This window comes from Mesorhizobium sp. M7A.F.Ca.US.006.01.1.1, from assembly GCF_003997935.1.
In the GTDB taxonomy this organism is placed as follows: domain Bacteria; phylum Pseudomonadota; class Alphaproteobacteria; order Rhizobiales; family Rhizobiaceae; genus Mesorhizobium.
Map to the genome: position 1 here is coordinate 12,718 of NZ_RZQL01000019.1, position 18,641 is coordinate 31,358.

At 62.8% G+C, this 18,641-nt stretch carries 25 protein-coding genes; 13 read left to right on the plus strand and 12 right to left on the minus strand.

From position 1 onward, the window contains the following. Positions 1-44 precede the first annotated feature (44 nt). Both EN943_RS05860 and betI read right to left on the minus strand, forming a co-directional pair. Positions 45-803 (minus strand): SDR family oxidoreductase, encoded by a 759-nt coding sequence (locus tag EN943_RS05860; RefSeq protein WP_127411870.1) that lies wholly within the window; start codon positions 801-803, stop codon positions 45-47. A 119-nt stretch (positions 804-922) separates the two neighbouring features. Continuing rightward, positions 923-1,561 (minus strand): transcriptional regulator BetI, encoded by a 639-nt coding sequence (gene betI, locus EN943_RS05865; RefSeq protein ID WP_127411871.1) that lies wholly within the window; start codon positions 1,559-1,561, stop codon positions 923-925. A 79-nt stretch (positions 1,562-1,640) separates the two neighbouring features. On the opposite strand from betI, the gene choX reads away from it, so the two are divergent. Beyond that, a complete protein-coding gene (gene choX, locus EN943_RS05870; RefSeq protein ID WP_127411872.1) occupies positions 1,641-2,579 on the plus strand; it encodes a choline ABC transporter substrate-binding protein in 939 nt (312 codons plus the stop codon). An 8-nt stretch (positions 2,580-2,587) separates the two neighbouring features. Next, on the plus strand, positions 2,588-3,400 hold the full coding sequence (locus EN943_RS05875; protein WP_127411873.1) for an alpha/beta hydrolase: 813 nt from the start codon (positions 2,588-2,590) through the stop codon (positions 3,398-3,400). Between the two features lie 82 nt (positions 3,401-3,482). On the opposite strand, the gene EN943_RS05880 is transcribed toward EN943_RS05875, so the two are convergent. Beyond that, a complete protein-coding gene (locus EN943_RS05880) occupies positions 3,483-4,268 on the minus strand; it encodes an NIPSNAP family protein (protein ID WP_127411874.1) in 786 nt (261 codons plus the stop codon). A gap of 150 nt (positions 4,269-4,418) precedes the next feature. On the opposite strand from EN943_RS05880, the gene EN943_RS05885 reads away from it, so the two are divergent. Further along, positions 4,419-5,045 (plus strand): TetR/AcrR family transcriptional regulator, encoded by a 627-nt coding sequence (locus EN943_RS05885; protein WP_245475607.1) that lies wholly within the window; start codon positions 4,419-4,421, stop codon positions 5,043-5,045. A gap of 64 nt (positions 5,046-5,109) precedes the next feature. Here the strand turns inward: EN943_RS05885 and EN943_RS05890 are convergent, their stop codons facing one another. Then, positions 5,110-5,703, minus strand: coding sequence for a hypothetical protein (locus EN943_RS05890; RefSeq protein WP_127411876.1), 594 nt, complete (start codon positions 5,701-5,703; stop codon positions 5,110-5,112). A 116-nt stretch (positions 5,704-5,819) separates the two neighbouring features. On the opposite strand from EN943_RS05890, the gene EN943_RS05895 reads away from it, so the two are divergent. Beyond that, a complete protein-coding gene (locus EN943_RS05895) occupies positions 5,820-6,950 on the plus strand; it encodes a metallophosphoesterase (protein WP_127411899.1) in 1,131 nt (376 codons plus the stop codon). 57 nt (positions 6,951-7,007) lie between these two features. On the opposite strand, the gene EN943_RS05900 is transcribed toward EN943_RS05895, so the two are convergent. Then, on the minus strand, positions 7,008-7,187 hold the full coding sequence (locus EN943_RS05900; RefSeq protein WP_027037831.1) for a CsbD family protein: 180 nt from the start codon (positions 7,185-7,187) through the stop codon (positions 7,008-7,010). Positions 7,188-7,385: 198 nt separating this feature from the next. Here EN943_RS05900 and EN943_RS05905 point away from each other — a divergent pair, with 198 nt between their 5' ends. The 7 genes from EN943_RS05905 (at position 7,386) to EN943_RS05935 (ending at position 11,090) form a co-directional block, all read left to right on the plus strand. Beyond that, a complete protein-coding gene (locus EN943_RS05905) occupies positions 7,386-8,039 on the plus strand; it encodes a glutathione S-transferase family protein (protein WP_164778088.1) in 654 nt (217 codons plus the stop codon). Between the two features lie 427 nt (positions 8,040-8,466). Then, the gene (locus tag EN943_RS05910; RefSeq protein WP_010915421.1) at positions 8,467-8,676 is read left to right on the plus strand and encodes a cold-shock protein; all 210 of its coding nucleotides are present in this window, start codon (positions 8,467-8,469) and stop codon (positions 8,674-8,676) included. Between the two features lie 365 nt (positions 8,677-9,041). Next, positions 9,042-9,269, plus strand: a complete 228-nt coding sequence (locus tag EN943_RS05915; RefSeq protein WP_127411878.1) for a hypothetical protein — start codon at positions 9,042-9,044, stop codon at positions 9,267-9,269. Continuing rightward, on the plus strand, positions 9,269-9,676 hold the full coding sequence (locus EN943_RS05920; RefSeq protein WP_013532398.1) for a hypothetical protein: 408 nt from the start codon (positions 9,269-9,271) through the stop codon (positions 9,674-9,676). Before EN943_RS05915 ends, EN943_RS05920 begins: the two co-directional genes overlap by 1 nt. A gap of 1 nt (position 9,677) precedes the next feature. Then, complete coding sequence (locus EN943_RS05925) at positions 9,678-9,845, plus strand: hypothetical protein (RefSeq protein WP_013532397.1); 168 nt, start codon at positions 9,678-9,680, stop codon at positions 9,843-9,845. Positions 9,846-9,900: 55 nt separating this feature from the next. After that, positions 9,901-10,221, plus strand: coding sequence for a YkgJ family cysteine cluster protein (locus EN943_RS05930; RefSeq protein ID WP_164778092.1), 321 nt, complete (start codon positions 9,901-9,903; stop codon positions 10,219-10,221). A gap of 257 nt (positions 10,222-10,478) precedes the next feature. Beyond that, positions 10,479-11,090 carry a LysE family translocator gene (locus tag EN943_RS05935; protein ID WP_127411880.1) on the plus strand — a complete coding sequence of 204 codons (612 nt, stop codon included), beginning with the start codon at positions 10,479-10,481 and terminating at the stop codon, positions 11,088-11,090. Between the two features lie 97 nt (positions 11,091-11,187). On the opposite strand, the gene EN943_RS05940 is transcribed toward EN943_RS05935, so the two are convergent. The 3 genes from EN943_RS05940 to EN943_RS05950 are packed head-to-tail and all read right to left on the minus strand — an operon-like array spanning position 11,188 to position 13,077. Continuing rightward, positions 11,188-11,574 (minus strand): nuclear transport factor 2 family protein, encoded by a 387-nt coding sequence (locus EN943_RS05940; protein WP_127411881.1) that lies wholly within the window; start codon positions 11,572-11,574, stop codon positions 11,188-11,190. A 16-nt stretch (positions 11,575-11,590) separates the two neighbouring features. Then, positions 11,591-12,037, minus strand: a complete 447-nt coding sequence (locus tag EN943_RS05945; RefSeq protein ID WP_127411882.1) for an OsmC family protein — start codon at positions 12,035-12,037, stop codon at positions 11,591-11,593. A 32-nt stretch (positions 12,038-12,069) separates the two neighbouring features. Then, positions 12,070-13,077, minus strand: a complete 1,008-nt coding sequence (locus EN943_RS05950) for an NAD(P)-dependent alcohol dehydrogenase (protein ID WP_127411883.1) — start codon at positions 13,075-13,077, stop codon at positions 12,070-12,072. A gap of 102 nt (positions 13,078-13,179) precedes the next feature. Between EN943_RS05950 and EN943_RS05955 the strand changes: the two genes are divergently transcribed. Then, complete coding sequence (locus EN943_RS05955; protein WP_127411884.1) at positions 13,180-13,788, plus strand: TetR/AcrR family transcriptional regulator; 609 nt, start codon at positions 13,180-13,182, stop codon at positions 13,786-13,788. Between the two features lie 235 nt (positions 13,789-14,023). Here the strand turns inward: EN943_RS05955 and groL are convergent, their stop codons facing one another. The 3 genes from groL to EN943_RS05970 form a co-directional block, all read right to left on the minus strand. Next, positions 14,024-15,679, minus strand: coding sequence for a chaperonin GroEL (gene groL, locus EN943_RS05960; RefSeq protein ID WP_127411885.1), 1,656 nt, complete (start codon positions 15,677-15,679; stop codon positions 14,024-14,026). A gap of 62 nt (positions 15,680-15,741) precedes the next feature. After that, entirely contained in the window at positions 15,742-16,038 is a 297-nt protein-coding gene (gene groES / locus EN943_RS05965) for a co-chaperone GroES (RefSeq protein ID WP_006203049.1), read from the minus strand. Positions 16,039-16,203: 165 nt separating this feature from the next. Then, a complete protein-coding gene (locus tag EN943_RS05970; protein WP_127411886.1) occupies positions 16,204-17,001 on the minus strand; it encodes a class I SAM-dependent methyltransferase in 798 nt (265 codons plus the stop codon). Between the two features lie 115 nt (positions 17,002-17,116). Here EN943_RS05970 and EN943_RS05975 point away from each other — a divergent pair, with 115 nt between their 5' ends. Continuing rightward, positions 17,117-17,968 (plus strand): hypothetical protein, encoded by an 852-nt coding sequence (locus tag EN943_RS05975; RefSeq protein WP_127411887.1) that lies wholly within the window; start codon positions 17,117-17,119, stop codon positions 17,966-17,968. 25 nt (positions 17,969-17,993) lie between these two features. Here the strand turns inward: EN943_RS05975 and EN943_RS05980 are convergent, their stop codons facing one another. Beyond that, positions 17,994-18,620, minus strand: a complete 627-nt coding sequence (locus tag EN943_RS05980; protein ID WP_164778089.1) for a TetR/AcrR family transcriptional regulator — start codon at positions 18,618-18,620, stop codon at positions 17,994-17,996. Positions 18,621-18,641: the final 21 nt, after the last annotated feature.

The following is an 18,641-nucleotide window of genomic DNA, read 5'->3' on the forward strand; positions in this document are numbered from 1 at the left end:
CTGGCCTGCCGGCCATCTCCCCCTCAAGGAGGGAGAAAACCAGCTCACCCCGCCGTGTATCCCCCGTCGATGGCGAAGACCCCGCCACTGGTCCAGGCTGCCTCTTCGCTGGCCAGATAGACCGCGATGCCGGCCAGGTCGTCGGGGCGGCCGATTCTGCCGAGCGGGTAGCTGCGCTCGACATAGGCTTTCAGCTCGGCCTTTGCCTCGGCCGGCAAATTGTCGACGGTCTTGCGCCGCATGGCGGTGTCGACGGTGCCGGGCGCGATGGCGTTGACGCGGATGCCGCGCGGGCCGAGTTCGAAGGCGAGCGACTTGGTCAGCGAGTTCAACGCGCCCTTCGACAGGGAATAGAGGCTCGACGGCCGCTTCGGGATCATCTTGTTGGCGAAATAGGACGAGATGTTGATCACCGATGCGCCGACCGCCAGATGCGGCAGCAGGCCCTGCGTGAGGAAGAACACCGCCGCCACATTGAGCGCGAAGGATTCCTGGAACTGCGCCTCAGTGACGGTCTCGAACGACACCAGGAAAGCCACTCCGGCATTGTTGACGAGGATATCGAGCGGCCTGCCGGATTTTTTCACCTCCTCGACGACGGCCGCGATGCCGGCCGATGTGGCAAGATCGGCCGACAGCGTCTCGATAGTGCCGCCGAGCTGCTTGCGGGCGGCGTCGAGCTTCTTGGTGTCGCGGCCGACGATCAGGACGTCCGCGCCCTCGTGCGAAAAGGCCTCGGCGATCGCCAGGCCGATACCGTCCGACCCGCCGGTGACCAGCGCGCGCCTGTTGTGAAGTCTCATGGGATGCTCCGAGATTTCTGCGTCGTCGAGAGCGCCGTACATTGGCGGCCAAGGTCAAGCCGTCAGCCTATCCCACGGTATGAACTTCGACGGCTGCCATCCGGCAGGCCGAGGCTGGTCTAAGCGCCGGCGGTCGCAAGCTCCCGCAGGGCCAGCCGCCCCGCGACATAATTCTTGACCTGGCGGACCGCTTGTTCGCGCGAGACGCTGCCCGGCTGCAGGCCAAGCCGCAGCCAAAGCCCGTCGATCAGCGCGGTGACGCCAAGCGCGATGTCGTCGGCATCTCCAGGCGAGGCGAGGCCGCGCAGGCCCGACAACAGGTTCGAGCGCATGCGCGCATGGATCACCCGCTGGATACGGGCCATCTTCTCGTCGCGCGGCACCTCGGCGCAGAGCGACAGCCAGGCATGGCAGAGAGGCGGCTGGAACAGATGCTCCTCGAAATTGCCCTCGATCACGGCATCCATGCGCTCCATCGGCGTCTGCGCCCGGCGAAGCCGCGCGATCACCGCTTGGCACAGGACGGCATTGGCCTCGCGCATGGCGTGCTCGAACAATTCCTGCTTGTTGCGGAAATAGTGCAGCACGATGCCCTTGGAGGCGCCAGCCTGGGCGGCCACCTTTTCCAGCGTCGCGCCGGCAATGCCTTCGCGCTCCAGCACCGCGAAGGCCGCCTGCCGCAACTCCTTGCGGCGTATCTCACTGAGACGCTTGAGTTTCACGGGATCGGTCCATGCATTTCGAATCCACGTTGACATTTTCGTCCGCTCAGATCAAGAATTGACCCATGGGACAATAAAAAGACCAATTGGTCAATTTCGAATGAGGAGAACCGAAATGTTGCGCATCCTTGCAAATGGCGTCTGCCTTGCCGCCCTCATGGTGGCCACTCATGCGGCCCAGGCGGCCGAGGCCGAAGAGTGCAGGACGGTCCGCATGGCCGAACCCGGCTGGAACGACCTTGCCTTCACCACGGGAGTCGCCAACGTCTTGTTGGAAGCGCTCGGCTATCAGCCGCAAAGCCAGGTTCTCGGCATCAACGTCATCTACGAGGGCATGAAAAACAGGGACCTCGACCTGTTCCTTGGCTACTGGGACCCGGCCATGGTCACCTATTACGAGCCCTACAAGAAGGACGGCTCTGTCGAGAATGTGCGCGTCAATCTCGTAGGCGCCAAATACACCTTCGCCGTCCCGACTTACGCTTGGGATGCCGGCGTCAAGGACATTTCCGACCTGCACAAATTCGCCGACAAGTTCGGCAAGAAAATGTACGGTATCGAGCCCGGTTCAAACCAGTTGATGATGGACGCCATCGCCGATCCGGCCTTTGGCCTGGACGGCTGGCAGGTGGTCGAGTCGAGCGAAGCCGGCATGCTCTCCGAGGTCGGCTACGAGATCAAGGAAAAGCAGTTCATCGTCTTCCAGGGCTGGGCGCCGCATCCGATGAACACGATGTACGACTTCAAGTACCTGACCGGCGGCGACAAGTTCTTCGGCCCGAATTTCGGTGCCGCGACGGTGACGACGCAGGTGCGCAAGGGCTATCTGCAGCAATGCCCGAACGTCGCGAAATTCCTCGGGAATCTCGCCTTCGACATCGATTTCGAGAATGTCGGCATGGGTTATCTGATCAATGACGGCATGAAGCCGGAGGACGGCGCGCTGAAGGCAATCACGGCCAACAAGAGCCGTCTCGATGCCTGGCTCGCCGGTGTCACCACTTTTGACGGCCAACCCGGCCTTGCCGCGGTCAAGGAAAAGCTCGGCCTGTGAGGGCGGCGGTGCTGAATGCCTGCGCGGACCAGGACGCTTGGGCCGGCCGCAAGCAGTTCGTCACTGTCGGCGATATCGACATCGCCTATGTCGAGATATCAGGCGCCGAGCCGGCACTGCTGTTCGTGCACGGCTTCACCGACACCAGCCGAAGCTTTTCGCTTCTGGCGCCATATCTGGCCGGCCGCCGGCTGATCATGCCGGATCTGCGCGGCCATGGCGCCTCGCAAGCGGGCAAGGGCTGCGGCATCGCCGACTTCGCCGACGATATTGCCGGGCTGATCGTGAGTCTGCAGCTCGACCGGCCGGTCGTCGTCGGCCATTCGCTGGGCGCCATGGTGGCTATCGCCTTGGCTGGGCGACACAGGGACCTGATCGGCGGACTGGTGGCCTTGGCCGGCACGTTGAAGCCTGATTTCGCGCCGGATCATCCGCTGGTCGCGGTCGTCGAGGCGCTGCGCGATCCGATCTCGCCGGCCGATCCGTTCTATGCCTGGTGGCATGCCTGCAGTCCCGACGTGCCAGCAGCCTTTCTCGCCGGCCTGGCGCAAGAGGCCTCGGCGATGCCGGTGCCGCGCTGGCGCGCGATTCTCGGGGAAATCCGCCGCGCTGATCTGACCGACGCGGCACGAGCCGTGCAGGCCCGGACGCTGATCATCGCCGGCGCGTGCGACCCGCTGTTCGGCGAGGCGCACCAGCAGGCGTTGCAATCCGATCTTGCCGGAGCCGTCTTCGTCCGGGCCGAGAGCTGTGGTCACAACCCGCATTGGGAAGATCCAGGCCTCGTCGCGAAGGCCATCATCGAGGCGTTTGAAGTCTGATGCATGTCGTCCAAAAGTGCCCCCGGTTTTGGGAGAACGACATGCGCAAAAAAGGCCTATTCCTAAAGCGCGTCGACGCGCTTTAGGAATAGCGCCCGACCAGTGATTGCGAAGTGGGCGACAGCCGCAAGGTTTCCGTTGATTTGGTCAGGCCGAGCTGCGCGGCCTGCCAAAAATCCTGCCATGCCGGCGAGGCGGCAAGCGCAGCCTTGTGGCGGGCATGCGCTTCGGCGCTGGCAAAACCCATGACGCTGATGAAGACGTTTTCATCAGCCCGTACCGGCAGGCGCGGAAAACTGTTTTCGGCATGCTCCGTAACGAAAGCGGCGAGCAGGCGTGCGTCGGCCGTCATCAGGCACGCCGTCTCAATCTCGAAGCGATTGGCGAAATCAGCCTCTGTGCCGGGCTGCAAATGATGAATCTCGATGATAACGATGCCAGTCAGCGGCTTGTTTTGAATTGGCTTTTCGTTGGTGGCCGGACCTGGCCGCTGCGCGCCCGCGAGGTCGAAGCCGGCGCCTGGCCATGCCGGCTTGAGCAGCAGCACGTCGTCGGAATCGATCATCGTCGCATTGGCCGCAGGGCCGTGCGCGGCCCAGACCGGCCCGCCATAGAAACCGGCGAGAGCATTTTTCCGCGCATTCATGCTGTCGAAGCCGCGCATCCAGACGAACATGTCTGGGCGGTCGAGGTCCCGGAACTGGCCGATGATGGTCATGCCGGCGTCCTCCTGGCCCTCGATCAATCTGCTGTCGAAGATATCAATGAGCGTATCGCGCCGGCCGGGCTTCAATGTGTATTGCCGAAGCTCGACCACAGGCGAGGCGAGCACAGCGGGTTTCGGCGCGACGTTCTGGGGCAGGTTCATCCGGCACTCTCCTTAAAACAGGGTGATCGTCCTGTTTTCAAACAGACCGGTTGTCCTGTTTTGTCAATATGCTAATGTCCGGCAATGTCAGCAGAGATGATCGCTCAACCAAAACCGCGCCCGGGAAAACGCATCAACGACCCTGAAGGCATGCGCAAAAAAGTGCTCGATGTCGCCGAGGACGCGTTCCAGGCGCGCGGCTATCACGCCTCCAGCATCGGCGACCTGATGGCGGCGGCGGGCGTCAGCGGCGGCGCGCTGCATCACCATTTCCCGACCAAGAAGGCGCTGGCGCTGGCGGTGATCGACGAGCGTGTGGCGGCAGCGGTCGAAGAGACGTGGATCGCGCCGGTGCTGGCGGCGGCGTCGGCCCGCGAAGGCGTGCGCGCGGTGTTCGAGGCCGTGGCGGCGGAGCTGGAGCAGCAGGGTTTCGTCCGCGGCTGTCCGCTCAACAATCTGGCGCACGAACTGTCGCTTGCCGATCCGGATTTCCGCATTGCCCTGGCCGGTATTTTTGCCGGGTGGCGGCGCGCGATTGCCGACAAGCTGCGTGCCGACCAGCAGGCGGGCAGGGACGAGGGCACGCACCCCGAACGCTTTGCCGCGCTGGCGGTCGCCGCCTATTCCGGGGCGATGTCGATGGCCAAGACGGCGCAGGATGCCGGTGTGCTGCGGGATTGTCTGGCGGGGCTGGAGCGCAGCGCGCCGTCGCTATCGCAGGGCGGATTGGCAGCCAGGCGACGCAACAGGATACTGCCACGGCCGAGAACCTCTTGACTTTGCGGCGCTGCGTTCTTCATCCGATGCTGGGCGAGGTGGGGAACGCCGGGCTCTGGTTCAGCTACTCGGCCAGCGGCTTGATCGTCTCGTAGCCGTTGACGGATTCCGAACTGGTGCCTTCATCGTAACGCCGCGCGAGCGCTGCCTGCAGATCGGGCGCATAGAGGGCGGTGAATGAATCCAGCGTTTCGCCAGCGCCGTTCTTGAAGGTCTCCTTGACCGCCAGGACATTGTATTTGCACGCGCCCAGGCTGAACGTCTCCTTGCCCTTGACGACCAGGCTCAGCGTCTTGGTGGCCTTCGGCGGCTTGTTCGGCGACAGCTCGACGAACTCTATCGCGGCCTTTGCCCCCGCCTTCAGCGGGAACAGTTTTCGCAGATCGGAAAACGGGATCATCGCCTGGCGACCGGTGTCGCTGTCGCGAAACACCTCGATCAGGCCGGCGAACAAATATTGGGTTTGCGGTGATTGCGATTCGTAGGTGTTGATAACCGACATCATCCCGCCAGCCACGGGCCGAAATTCGCTCTGGATGCCGGGTCTCGCCAGAACGAAACCCTTCCTGGCGGACTTGGCGTCGACGCAACCGGCGGCATGCGCGGTGCTCGCGCACAACATCGCGGCCAGAATCATGCAGCTAGGTGCGGCTTTCATTTTTCGTCCTCCTCCGCTCGCGCAAGGGGAGACATGCCAGACCCGTGGCGTCATGTCGATGATGGCGGGGCGCAGAGACGCTGGACGACCGGCCGCTGTCCATGCTGAATCAGCGTATGATGAATCGCCGTTCGACTGGATCGCTTTCCCGACGCAACTTCCTGGCGCAGGCTGCGGGATTTGCTGCGGCCGGCGCCTTGTCGCGCCCGGCCTTCGGCCAGACCGGGCAACGCGTCCAGTCGATCGACGCCACCTTCCTGTTCATCGCCGATGTCCATGCCTGCCGCATGGCGAGCGGCTTGAGCCCCAACTGCCTGCAGGAAGGCAAGACCGACGCCGCGCTGCTGCGCAACGTGGCGGTGCTGAATGCGCTTGGCGACAAGGACTGGCCGGCCGACATCAATGGCGTCGCCACCGGCCTGCGTTCGGCCGGCAGGATAGGCACGCCGCTCGGCCTTGTCGTCGGCGGCGACATCACCGACGATGGCGGCGGCCAGATCACGCAGCCAAGCGAGGGCACCCAACTGCTCCAGTTCAGCCAGCGCTACCAGCAAGGCGTCGGTCCGGATCGCGTGCACGTGCCGGTTTATATCGGGCTCGGCAACCATGATCTCGACCAGAACGGGCCACCGCACCATGTCGACTGGTACCGGCGCGAACTGCGCGACTACGTCGAGGTCAATCATCGCGCCGGCGTGTTCTTCAAGCCGCCGGTGCCGGCCACCGACTATGGTGTCGATACCGACTGCTACTCCTGGGACTGGGGCGGCCTGCATCTGATCCAGACGCATCGTTTCGCCGGCGATACCGGCCACGGCGCCGAGAGCAGCCTGCCATGGCTGAAGCAGGACCTGGCGACCTATGCGGCGGACGGCCGTCCGGTCATCCTGTTCCAGCATTATGGCTGGGACACTTTCTCGGTGGAACGCTGGGATGCCGCCAAGCGGCACTTCGATGATGACGGCAGTGGTGCGCCGCATTGGTGGAGCGAGGCCGACCGGCAGGCGTTGCTGGCGGCGCTGAAGGGCTACAATGTCGTCGGCATTTTCCATGGCCACCAACACGAAATGCCGCTGATCTATCGCAGGGACGGGATCGACCTGTTCAAGCCGAAGGCTGCCTATATGGGCGGTTTCGCGCTGGCCAGGGTGACCAGCGACGGCATGGACGTGGTGCTGGGCGAGGCGACCGGCGATCATGGCGAGGTCGCCTTCACCAACGCTTTCAGCAAGGGTTGGAGCACCTGAAAAAGGCGGCCTTCGCGACCGCCTTTCCCTCGATGAAGCGCGTTTCTCGATGTTGGATCAGAGCGCCTTCTTGACCTTGTCCTTGACGTCGCCATAGGCCTTCTGCACCTTGCCGGCGATCCGGTCGCCCGTGCCTTCGGCCTGGGTCTGCCTGTTGCCGGTTGCCTTGCCCGCGGCTTCCTTGACCGAGCCCTTGACCTGCTTGGCCACGCCCGCAACCTGATCCTTGTTCACCATTTTTGCGCATCTCCTGGGATTCTGAATTCGGGGGAATTCATTTGCGGGTAGCTAACGAGCCGGCGTCGGTTAGGTTCCAGGCGTCGCCCGGACGGCAGATCAGGTCGCGCGGCCGCCGCCCTGGGGCAAGGCTGGTGGGCTAGGCTGTGAACACACGCCGACCATGGATTTTGGATGGCCGAGCGTGCGGGGAGAAAAATGGCTGAATTCACGCTCTTCATCGGCAACAAATGCTTCTCCTCATGGTCGCTGCGGCCATGGCTGGCAATGAGGCATCTGGAGATCCCGTTCGAGGAAGGTTTCGTGCGGCTGCGTACGCCCGAAACCTTTGCCAATCTGGCGAAAGTGTCGCCGACCGGTCAGGTGCCGGTGTTGAATCACAATGGCAGGATCATCTGGGAAACCCTTGCCATCCTTGAATATCTCGCCGACCTGTTTCCGCAGAAAAAGCTCTGGCCCGCCGATATCGACGCCCGTGCGCTGGCGCGCTCGGCCGCGACCGAGATGCATTCCGGCTTTCGCGAGGTCCGCTATGGCTGGCCGATGAATTTGCGCCGGCCGAAGGGCCACAAGCCGCTCGACGCCGAAGGCGAGGCGCAACGCGACCGCATCGAGGCGCTATGGCGCGAGTGCCGGGAAAAATACGGCAAGGGCGGCCCGTTCCTGTTTGGCCATTTCACCGCGGCCGACGCCATGTATGCGCCTGTCGTCACCCGTTTCGACACCTATGGCGGCACGCTGGCGCCGGATACGCGCGCCTATGTCGACGCCGTGCTGGCAACGCCGGCGATGCGGCACTGGTATGCCGAAGCGGCCAGGGAGACGTGGCCGGAGCCCGGCCCGGACGAATAGGAATGCAAAGGAAAACGCCCCTCGCACCTTTTATCGTGCGGGGGGCGTCTTTGCCATCAACTGTTATTCGATTGCTCTCATGAACTGCTGATGACACGGAATAAATGCGCCTCTGCGCAGATGGTTCCTGAGATGCCGCGAAAATTTTTTCAAGGTGGCGCAAGTGCGCTGTTTGGCGCCCGATTTGCCGTCATGCCAGGTGTTTTGGCCAGGTGTTTTGGGAGAATTCCGCAGCTGTGGCTTAATGCAAATTTGACAGCGCGCCAAAAGAAGCCTACAAGCAAATCGTCGATATTTGTTTGACTGACTTTTGTTATCCGCGCTTTCGAGCGCGCCTTTGACGAACTTCCCACATCAAAAATCGGGACAAACGACGTTGTGCATCCGCATGGCGTCGAACGAATATTTGCCATGGAAAGGGTTCGTCATGAGCACCGGCACAGTTAAATGGTTCAACGCCACCAAAGGTTTTGGTTTTATTCAGCCTGACGACGGCTCGGCCGACGTTTTTGTCCACATCTCGGCCGTAGAGCGCGCCGGCATGCGTGACATCGTCGAGGGCCAGAAGCTCGGCTACGAGATGGTCCGCGACAACAAGTCGGGCAAGATGTCCGCCGACCAGTTGAAGGCGGCCTGAAAAACGAATTCAGCTCTCCCGGTGACCACGGATGTACTGGCACCGGTGAGTGGCGAATTCGGGCGCATGGCCGCGGAGACTTGAGTTTCCACGGCATATCATGTGCATAAGCAGGGCGTTCCCGTGCATCCCCCGTGCATCCTTTTGGATGTCATCTGGTTGCGCGACGCTCTCATGGAAGGTCAGGCGGTGCCTGGCCTTTTTCATTTTGCGCGCCTTGCCGCCGAAAGTGCGCTGCGCGCCGGCCTGGACGTGCTAAGGGACGCTCCAGCAATTTGAATTCGCCGCGCGTATTGCTTTGTGCGTGATCCTGACCGAAGACCCGGTCTCGCTCCATCGGCACAGGCTCCTGACAGGAGAAAGATTTGACCACCAGTTCAAAGACAACCGTCGATCAGGCCGTGTCCCTGTTCAGCAAGACGCAAACCCAGTCGATGTCGCTCAACCGCATCAATTCCGAGCGCGACGCCGTCAGCGAGGCACGCGAAGCCAAGACCGCGCGTCTGCGCGAATTGCGGCTGGAGAAGGAGGCCGACGAGATGGCCGCCGCCGCCGCGCTAGCCGCTTTGCAGAAGCGGGCCGGAAGACGCTGATGGCCACCAAACGCGTACCGCCAACACCGATCGCCGCCGACGCAACCATTGCCGATATGGTCGAAGGCCTCGACAAGCCGGTCGAATTCGTCCGGCGTGTGCTGGAAAAGCTCGAACGGTGCAAGCGCGCCCACGGTGATGCCCAGGTGCGCGTCGGCGTGCGCGGCCGCGCTGAATGCCCGAACTACCTGATCGAATATGTCCGCGAAGACGCCAAGACCCATGAGCGGGTGACGTATCAGGACGCCGCCTACAGCGGCAGCACGCATCGCGAGCTGGCGGCCCATCACATCGAGGCGGTGAAGAACTGGTCGCCCGAGGAAATGAACATTACGGCCGTTTCGGCGCTGATCGGCCGCCTGCGCAACCCGCGCGCCCCATCATCGCGCTTCGCCGACGAGGACTGACATGGCCATAAAATTCTCCTCCAAGGATCAGCCGGCAGCCTCGGGTGCCGCGGCAAAACCGGCCAAGCCGGTTGCCGCGCCGAAAGCCGGCGACGCCACCGAGGCCGCGACCGATCTGTTCAAGTCGCCGGCGGATTCGCCGAAGGGCAAGACGGCCAAGAAGAAATAGTGCCTTGCCGCAAGACGCCGATCGCAACCCCGCCGCGCCAGGGCTGTCCGCCCTGGTGGCCGCAGCAAGCGTTTTGTCGTCGCAACAGGCCACCTTCGATTGCCAAAGCTGCGGTGCCTGCTGTTCCTATTCGGCCGAGTGGCCGCGCTTTTCCACCGAGGATGACGCACAGCTCGACCGTATCCCGGAAAAATATGTCGCATCTGACCTCTCAGGCATGCGTTGCGAGGGCGTGCGCTGCTCGGCGCTGTCCGGCGAGATCGGCAAGTCAACCGCTTGCGGCATCTACGACGTTCGGCCGGACGTCTGTCGCGCCTGCATGCCCGGCGACGAGGAGTGTCTGATGGCACGCCAGGCGCTCGGATTGCCGGTGTAGCCAATCTCCCCCCTCGTGGGGGAGATGGCCGGCAGGGCAGAGGGGGCGCTGTCCCGCCGGCTTCTCAGTCGAGTTTTAATTGTTCGCCTAAGTAAATTTCGGCGCGAACGGACGGGGACGCAGGCGATCCTTCGCGCCCCCCTCTGGCCTGCCGGCCATCTCACCCACAAGTGGGGAGACTATGCCAATCGCCCCCGCTTGTGCGCCGACCCGCGGCTCGATAACCTTCGGCGCCGGGCAGGGCAGCGGAGGATCTTATGAGCATCGAATTTCTGTTGACGTCCCTGATTGTCGTGGCTTCGCCCGGTACCGGCGTTCTCTACACGCTGAGCGCCGGCCTCTCGCGCGGTGCGCGGGCCAGCGTCATCGCCGCCTTCGGCTGCACGCTCGGCATCATCCCGCATATGGCCGCCGCGATCACCGGCCTGGCGGCGCTGCTGCACACCAGTGCGCTCGCCTTCGAGACGCTGAAATATCTCGGCGTCGCCTACCTGCTCTACATGGCCTGGAACACGCTGAAGGAAAAGGGCGGCCTCAGCGTCGAGCAGGACGTGACGCCACGCTCGGCCGGCAAGGTGATTGCCACCGGTATCCTCGTCAACGTGCTCAATCCGAAACTGTCGATCTTCTTCTTCGCCTTCCTGCCGCAGTTCGTCAGCACCACGGAGCCCAATGCGCTGTCGAAGATGCTGCAACTGAGTTCCGTCTTCATGCTTTTGACCTTTGTGGTTTTCATCGGCTACGGCATCTTCGCCGCCTCGATCCGCAGCCATGTCGTCTCCCGGCCAATGGTGTTGACCTGGATGCGCCGGACCTTCGCCGGCGCCTTCGTCATGCTTGGCGCGAAGCTGGCGCTGGCCGATCGGTAGCGCCACGAGGAGCGGTTCAGTCTCGCTGATCCGCTCCTCTTTGTTGCGCTATTCCGGGCGAAAGCCGTTATGCCCTTTCGGGGCATTGCTTGGGCCACTACCCCTTTACATAGCCCATCGCTTCGACGATCCGCCCGTCGGCCACGCGCATGAGGTTGACGCCGCGCAGCGAATTGCCGTCGGTCATGAAATAGCGCCAGCGGATCGTTGCCCGGTCACCGGCAACGAAGGTTTCCTCGATATCGAAGCGCGTGCCGGCCTGGGTCGCGATCGCCGTCCAAAGCCCGACGCACGCCGCTTGACCGGCATAACGGGCGCCGTCCGGCGCCGGCACGGTGTTCTCGATCACGCAATCCTCAGCCACCAGCTCGGCGAGTGCCGAAGGATCATGGCGTTGGAATACGTCGTTGTAGCGCCGCACGATCTCGGCCGTCTGCTGGGACAGATCGTACGCGGTTGCGTCCATGACAAGCTCCTGTGTCATCTTCTTTCTCCTGGCTTCATTGGCCTTTGGTGGCTTCGACGAGCGTTGCCTTGAGGGTGATCTGAGGCACGCCGGCAAGGGCCCGCGAGACGAGGCAGCCTGTCTTGGCGGACTGTGCAAGACGCTCGAATTCATCTTCGGCAAGTCCCGCGACCTCTGCCTCGGTTTCGAGCTCGATGCGGGTGATCGTCGGACCGGCAGCGGTTGCGCCAAGATGCACCTTGGCGACGGTGCTGATGCTTGTCGGGACATGATCGGCGTTGCCCAGTACGGCGCTCAGCGCCATCGAGAAGCAGCCTGCATGAGCCGCGGCGATCAGCTCCTCCGGATTGGTGCCCGGCCCGTTCTCGAAACGCGACGGAAAGGAATAGGCGCCTTCGAATACGCCGCTGCCGAGCCGCAGCCGGCCCGAACCTTCCTTCAGCGTGCCTTGCCATTTGGCCGAGGCTTCACGAATTGTCATTGTCGTTCTCCCTTGGTTTGAGGACTTGATGGTCAGGCGCCGTCGATGATCACCTTCCCGAAGACGTCGCCCTGCTGGAAATAGCTGTAGGCATCGCCGGCCTCGGTGAAGGCGAAGACCTTGTCGATGACGGGCCGCAGGCGGTGCTGCGAGACGGCGCGCAGCATGGCTTCGAGATTGGTCCGGTTGCCGACGAACAGGCGGCTGATGGTGGCGAGGCTGCGCTGGTAGAGTGCCGCCGGCAGCTGGATCGATCCGCCTTTGGCATCCTGCAGCGTCAAGAGCACGATGTGCCCGTAAAGCGTGCTGGCGATCAGCGACTGGGCGAAGGTCGCCGGGCCACCGGTCTCGACGACGAGATCGATGCCGCCGGTCTGGTCGCGGACGGCCGCGCCCCATTGCGGCATATCCGATGTCGAGATCACCAGATCGGCGCCCAGCGCCCGCAGTCTGTCGGCTTTCTCGCCGCGCGAGGTGACGGCGACGACACGGCAGCCGAGCAGCTTGGCGAACTGCAGTGCAAACAGCGAGACGCCGCCCGAGCCGATGACCAGAACCCATTGGCCGGGCTTCGGAATTCCGGCGCCCATCACCGCGTTCCAGGCGGTCAGGCCAGCGCAGGTCAGCGTCGCCGCCTCTTGCCAGTCGAGATGATCGGGCAGCCCCACCGCCCATTGTTCGTCGAGAACCGCGTATTCGATCAGCATGCCGTCCAGCGTGCAGCCGAGCTGGTCGATGAGTCCGGCATGGATGCGGCCGTCGATCCACGGCGCGAAATAGCTGCCGGTCACGCGGTCGCCGATGGCAAAGCGGGTGACGGCATCGCCGATGGCGACCACTTCCCCGGCCCCGTCGCTCAGCGGAACGACGCCATGGCGCGGCGGCAGAGGATAGGTGCCGTTGAGGATCATCGTATCGCGCCGGTTGAGCGAAGTGGCGCGGACGCGCACCGCGATCTCATGCGGTTTCGGCTCCGGCTGCGCCGCATCGCGCATCACCAGGGATTCGGTCCCGGATCCTTCGAGGCGGTAGCTGCGCATGTCGTTCTCCTCCAGGAATATATAGACTGATCTACATATTATGTAGACCGATTGTCATATTCTGCGCAAGGCCTATAATGGTTCCTCCTGACAGAGGTTGACATGGCCAACGACACCCGCACCCGCATACTCGAGACGACTGGGCTGCTGCTCAGGCAGCGCGGCTATCACGGCACCTCGCTCAACGACATATTGAGCGCCAGCGGCGCACCGCGGGGCTCGCTCTATTTTCATTTTCCCGGCGGCAAGGACCAACTGGTCATCGAGGTGACGCGCGCCAGCGTTGCCGACGTGACGGAGAGGCTGGGCGAAGCGCTGGCTGCCGAAAAGGATCCGGCGGTGGCCGTCCATCATATCTACCAGTCGGTGGGGCGCATGCTGGAGGACAACCAGTTTTCGCTCGGCTGTCCGATCGCGCCTGTCGTGCTGGACTCGCCGACCGACGTGCCGGAACTGGCGGAGTTGTGCCGCTCTGCCTTCGAACAGTGGATAGGCCTGCTGCGGGACGCCTTCGTCAGGGCAGGGGTGCCCGAGCGCCGCGCGCATGCATTGGCGCTGCTGGTCGAATCGTCGCTGGAAGGGCTGATGGTGATCGCCCGCGCCACAAGCGACCGCGCCCCGGTACAGGCCGTGGCCGACGAGGTCGCGGCGCTGATCGAAGCCGCGGTGCTTGCCGGCGAGGTAAAGCAACGCGCGGATGCCGCCGTCTGAGAGGTCACAACGACCGCTGCGCAAACAAAAAGGGCGGCATCTCTGCCGCCCTTTCCGTATCTGAAGGCTGATAGGGCTGGATTAGAAATCCATGCCGCCACTCAAGCCCGCTTGCGGGCTTGAGCAATGTTAGTTCATGGGCGTGCTTTATGGACTTCTTAGAAATCCATGCCGCCACTCAAGCCCGCTTGCGGGCTTGAGCAATGTTAGTTCATGGGCGTGCTTTATGGACTTCTTAGAAATCCATGCCGCCCATGCCGCCCATGCCGCCGCCCATGCCGCCAGGCATGCCGCCGCCGCCAGCCGACTCCTTCTTCGGAGCCTCCGCGATCATGGCTTCGGTGGTGACGAGCAGGCCGGCGACCGAGGCCGCGTCCTGGAGAGCCGTGCGAACGACCTTGACCGGATCGACGATACCCATAGCGATCATGTCGCCATATTCGCCGGTCTGGGCGTTGTAGCCGAAGGTCAAGCCCTTGTTCTCAAGGATCTTGCCGGCGACGATCGATGCTTCCGCACCGGCGTTGGCCGCGATCTGGCGGGCCGGAGCCTGCAGCGCACGACGAACGATGTTGATGCCGGCGGCCTGGTCGGCGTTGACGCCGGTGGCCTTGATGTTGGCCGAAGCGCGCAGCAGCGCGACGCCACCACCAGCAACGATGCCTTCTTCGACGGCCGCGCGGGTCGCGTTGAGGGCGTCATCGACGCGGTCCTTCTTTTCCTTGACTTCGACTTCCGTCGCACCGCCGACGCGGATCACCGCAACGCCGCCGGCGAGCTTCGCCAGACGTTCCTGCAGCTTCTCCTTGTCGTAGTCCGAAGTGGTCTCTTCGATCTGCTGCTTGATCTGGGCAACGCGGCCCTGGATCTCGGCCTTCTTGCCGGCGCCGTCGACGATGGTGGTGTTCTCCTTGGAGATCGACACCTTCTTGGCGCGGCCGAGCATGTTGAGGCCGACGTTCTCGAGCTTGATGCCGAGGTCTTCCGAGATGACCTGGCCACCGGTGAGGATGGCGATGTCTTCCAGCATGGCCTTGCGGCGATCACCGAAGCCCGGCGCCTTGACGGCGGCGATCTTCAGGCCGCCACGCAGCTTGTTGACGACCAGCGTGGCCAGAGCCTCGCCTTCGACGTCTTCCGAGATGATGAGCAGCGGCTTGGAGGTCTGCACGACGGCTTCGAGAACCGGCAGCATGGCCTGGAGGTTGGAGAGCTTCTTCTCGTGCAGGAGGATGTAGACGTCCTCGAGCTCGGCAACCATCTTGTCGGCGTTGGTGACGAAGTAGGGCGAGAGGTAGCCGCGGTCGAACTGCATGCCTTCGACGACTTCGAGTTCGGTCTCGGCGGTCTTGGCTTCCTCAACCGTGATGACGCCTTCGTTGCCGACCTTCTGCATCGCTTCGGCGATCATCTTGCCGACCGAAGCATCGCCGTTGCCGGCGATGGTGCCGACCTGGGCAACCTCTTCGGAGGTCTTGATCTTCTTGGCGTTCTTGATCAGGGTCGCAACGACGTCGGTTACCGCGAGGTCGATGCCGCGCTTCAGGTCCATCGGGTTCATGCCGGCGGCAACGGCCTTGTGGCCTTCCTGGACGATCGACTGCGCCAGAACGGTCGCGGTCGTGGTGCCGTCGCCGGCGATGTCGTTGGTCTTCGAAGCAACTTCGCGGACCATCTGCGCGCCCATGTTCTCGAACTTGTCCTCAAGCTCGATTTCCTTGGCGACGGTGACGCCGTCCTTGGTGATGCGCGGGGCACCGAACGACTTGTCGATGACGACGTTGCGGCCCTTGGGGCCGAGCGTGACCTTCACCGCGTCGGCGAGGATGTTGACGCCGCGCAGCATGCGCTCGCGGGCATCACGGGAGAATTTTACGTCTTTGGCAGCCATTTTTAGCTCCTGGCAAGGGCTTTGATCGAGCCCGGGAATTCAGTTGACGGAAAGGCCTGATATCAGCCGATGATGCCCATGATGTCGGATTCCTTCATGATCAGAAGGTCTTCGCCATTGAGCTTGACTTCGGTGCCCGACCACTTGCCGAACAGGATGCGGTCGCCAGCCTTGACGTCCAGCGGGACCAGCTTGCCAGCTTCGTCACGAGCGCCGGAGCCGACAGCGATGATCTCGCCTTCCTGCGGCTTTTCCTTTGCCGTGTCGGGGATGATGATCCCGCCAGCGGTCTTGGATTCGGATTCGACCCGGCGAACGACCACGCGGTCATGAAGCGGGCGGAACTTCGACTTTGCCATTTTTTCTTCCTCGATGAGAACGGTGAGATACAGTTCCTCCGTCCGGCGGCGCCGGACATGTGGTTAGCACTCACCAAAGGCGAGTGCTAACGTGGCGCTGAAATAGGCTGGCGGCTCGCCGGAGTCAAGGCACTCGGAGTGCCTCTTGGCGGCATGATGATGAACTTACCGGTGCCTGGCCGAACCGAGCACCAATAGCGGGCACCGTTCCGCCAGCGGATAGCTGCCGCTCGGCACGACGCGCACGTCGCCGAACCAGTTGGCTGCCTCTTCGATCAGCGTGGCCAGCGTCGCGAAGCTGTAGCTTATGTCCGAGCCGGCATAGACGTCGATCGTGTTGATCGACGCCGTGCTCCATCCTGTTCGCGCGGCAAGAGCTTCGCGGTCCGGAAACAGTCTGCCGAACGTATCGCGGATCGTTGCCACCTTGATGGCGAAATCGCGGTCGGCGGTCGTGGACGCCATCGCGATCCGCCATTTAAGCGCGTGGAAATTCTCGATACCGCCGGCCAGAACCAGAGCTTCGAGGCCGCGCAGGTCATCCGCCGTTTCCGGTCGTGCGAAGACGCGGATCGCTGCGCGCCTGCCAGGCTTCAGCACTCTGGCGATCTCGCCAAACAACGAACTGCGCGCGGCCTGGGAATCGACCGCCGACAGGCATCCGTCACCGATGACGGCGTCGATGCTTCCGTGATCCACGGGCAGGTTAAGCCAGTTGCCGGCGATTGCCCTTCGCGAGCCGTCGTCGCCGGCCCAAACGCCGGAAATCATGGCCGCCGATTGGTCGACCGCCAACATCGACCTGCCCAGAATTGCCAATTCCGGGGTAACCCCCAAGAGAAGGACATCGGCATTTCCGAGATCAAGTTCGCGATCGAATATAGCGACGGTTTCCGCTGTTGGCCGGAGCGGCGCTTCCAGAAGTTTCCAATGGCGGTGGTAATCGTCCCAATGATTTGTCATGCAATTCCATTGGCCCCTGGACGCCGGGATTTTAGATACCCACCGGGGCTTAATGGAGGTCGTTGGACAAGCCAAGATATTTCAAGGCATCTACAGACAGTCCAGGAGGTCGATAGTGGCGCGTATCGCTGTGATAACGCATGAGCATGACAGGTTCCTGGGCAGGCGCGACATTCTGCTGCGCAGGCGCAGCCCATACATGCTGTTCGACATTCTTGCGGAATTGAAAAGGCGCGGCCACTCGGTCCGGGTTCAGCAAGGCCTGTCGAAGCCGGTCAGCGCCGATATGGCGATATTGCATGTCGATGCCACGGTGACGCCCACGGACTATGTCGACTACGCCCGGGGTTTTGCATTCTGCCTCAACATCGGCGCCGCCGACATATCCAAGCGGCGGATCAGCGGTGCATTGATCGACAAAACCGACAGCTGGCAAGGTCAGGTGATCGTCAAAAGCAATCTCAACAATCTGGGTATTCCGGAGACACTCCTCAACCGGCGATCCGAGCGCGCCGGGAAACAGCCGCCGTTTCCGCGTTTGCCAATCTTGCATCCCTATGAGATCCATGGATCTCTCGGCGACGTTCCAGACGGCGTCTTTGATTGCGACGATCTCGTCGTGGAAAAGTTCATTCCAGAGAGAGAACCCGACGGTTTTGCTGTTCGTTTCTGGGTGTTTTGCGGCGAGCGCGAGCGCTGCACCCGCTACGTCTCCCCGAACGGCCTGGTCAAGGCATCGGAGACGATCCGGCGCGAGCCCGTCCCGGTGCCCGACGAGTTGCGTGAGCGCCGGCGTGAACTCGGCTTTGACTATGGAAAATTCGATTTCGTCATGCATGAGGGCAAGGCCGTCCTCCTCGACGCAAACAAGACTCCCGGCCGTCCGCAAAATCTTGTCAAGATGTTCGCGGCCGGCGCTTCGGATCTGACACACGGCTTCGAAGGCCTCATCCACCGGGCGAAATAGGCGCGGACTGAGATCGGCGCTCCCTCTAGAGAAACAGCCGCAGCTGCGTGTGAATGATAGACCGGTAATCCTCGATCGTCTGGCGGCTTTCCGCTTCGCCCTCGGCGAGCGCCAGGCGCACCACGCCGCCGGCGAGCTGGAAGATCAGCAGAACCATGCGTTCGAACTGCTCGCGCCTCTCGGGCTCGAGCAGGGCGATGACGTGGTCGCAGAACATTTTGGCTTGGTGCCGGGTTTCGGCGATGTCGAGGTTCTTGAGCGCCTTGTCGGCCTGGATGGCGTTCTGCAGATCCTGGATGGCCGGATCGCCGGCGACACGGCTGAGATAATCATCGAGCAGCCGGTCAGCGGCCACGATCACATCTTTCGCCTCGCGGATTTCGGCGATGATCGTCGTCAGCCGTGCCCGGCTGACCTCCGAAAACCGCTCATACAGCATCGCCAGGATCGCCGATTTGTTGGGAAAATAGTGGTAGACGGTGGCGATCGGCCCGCCCGCCAGCATGCCGACCTCCTTCATGGTGACGGCGTCGATACCCTTTTCCCCGATCAGCCGCATGGTCGTCGACAGGATCGCGTCGATGCGCTCGCGGCTGCGTTCCTGCTTGGGCCTGCGCCTCGGCTCGGTCGCCATTCTCTTCAATTCTGTCATGCACCGATCTTTCGCGCGGTT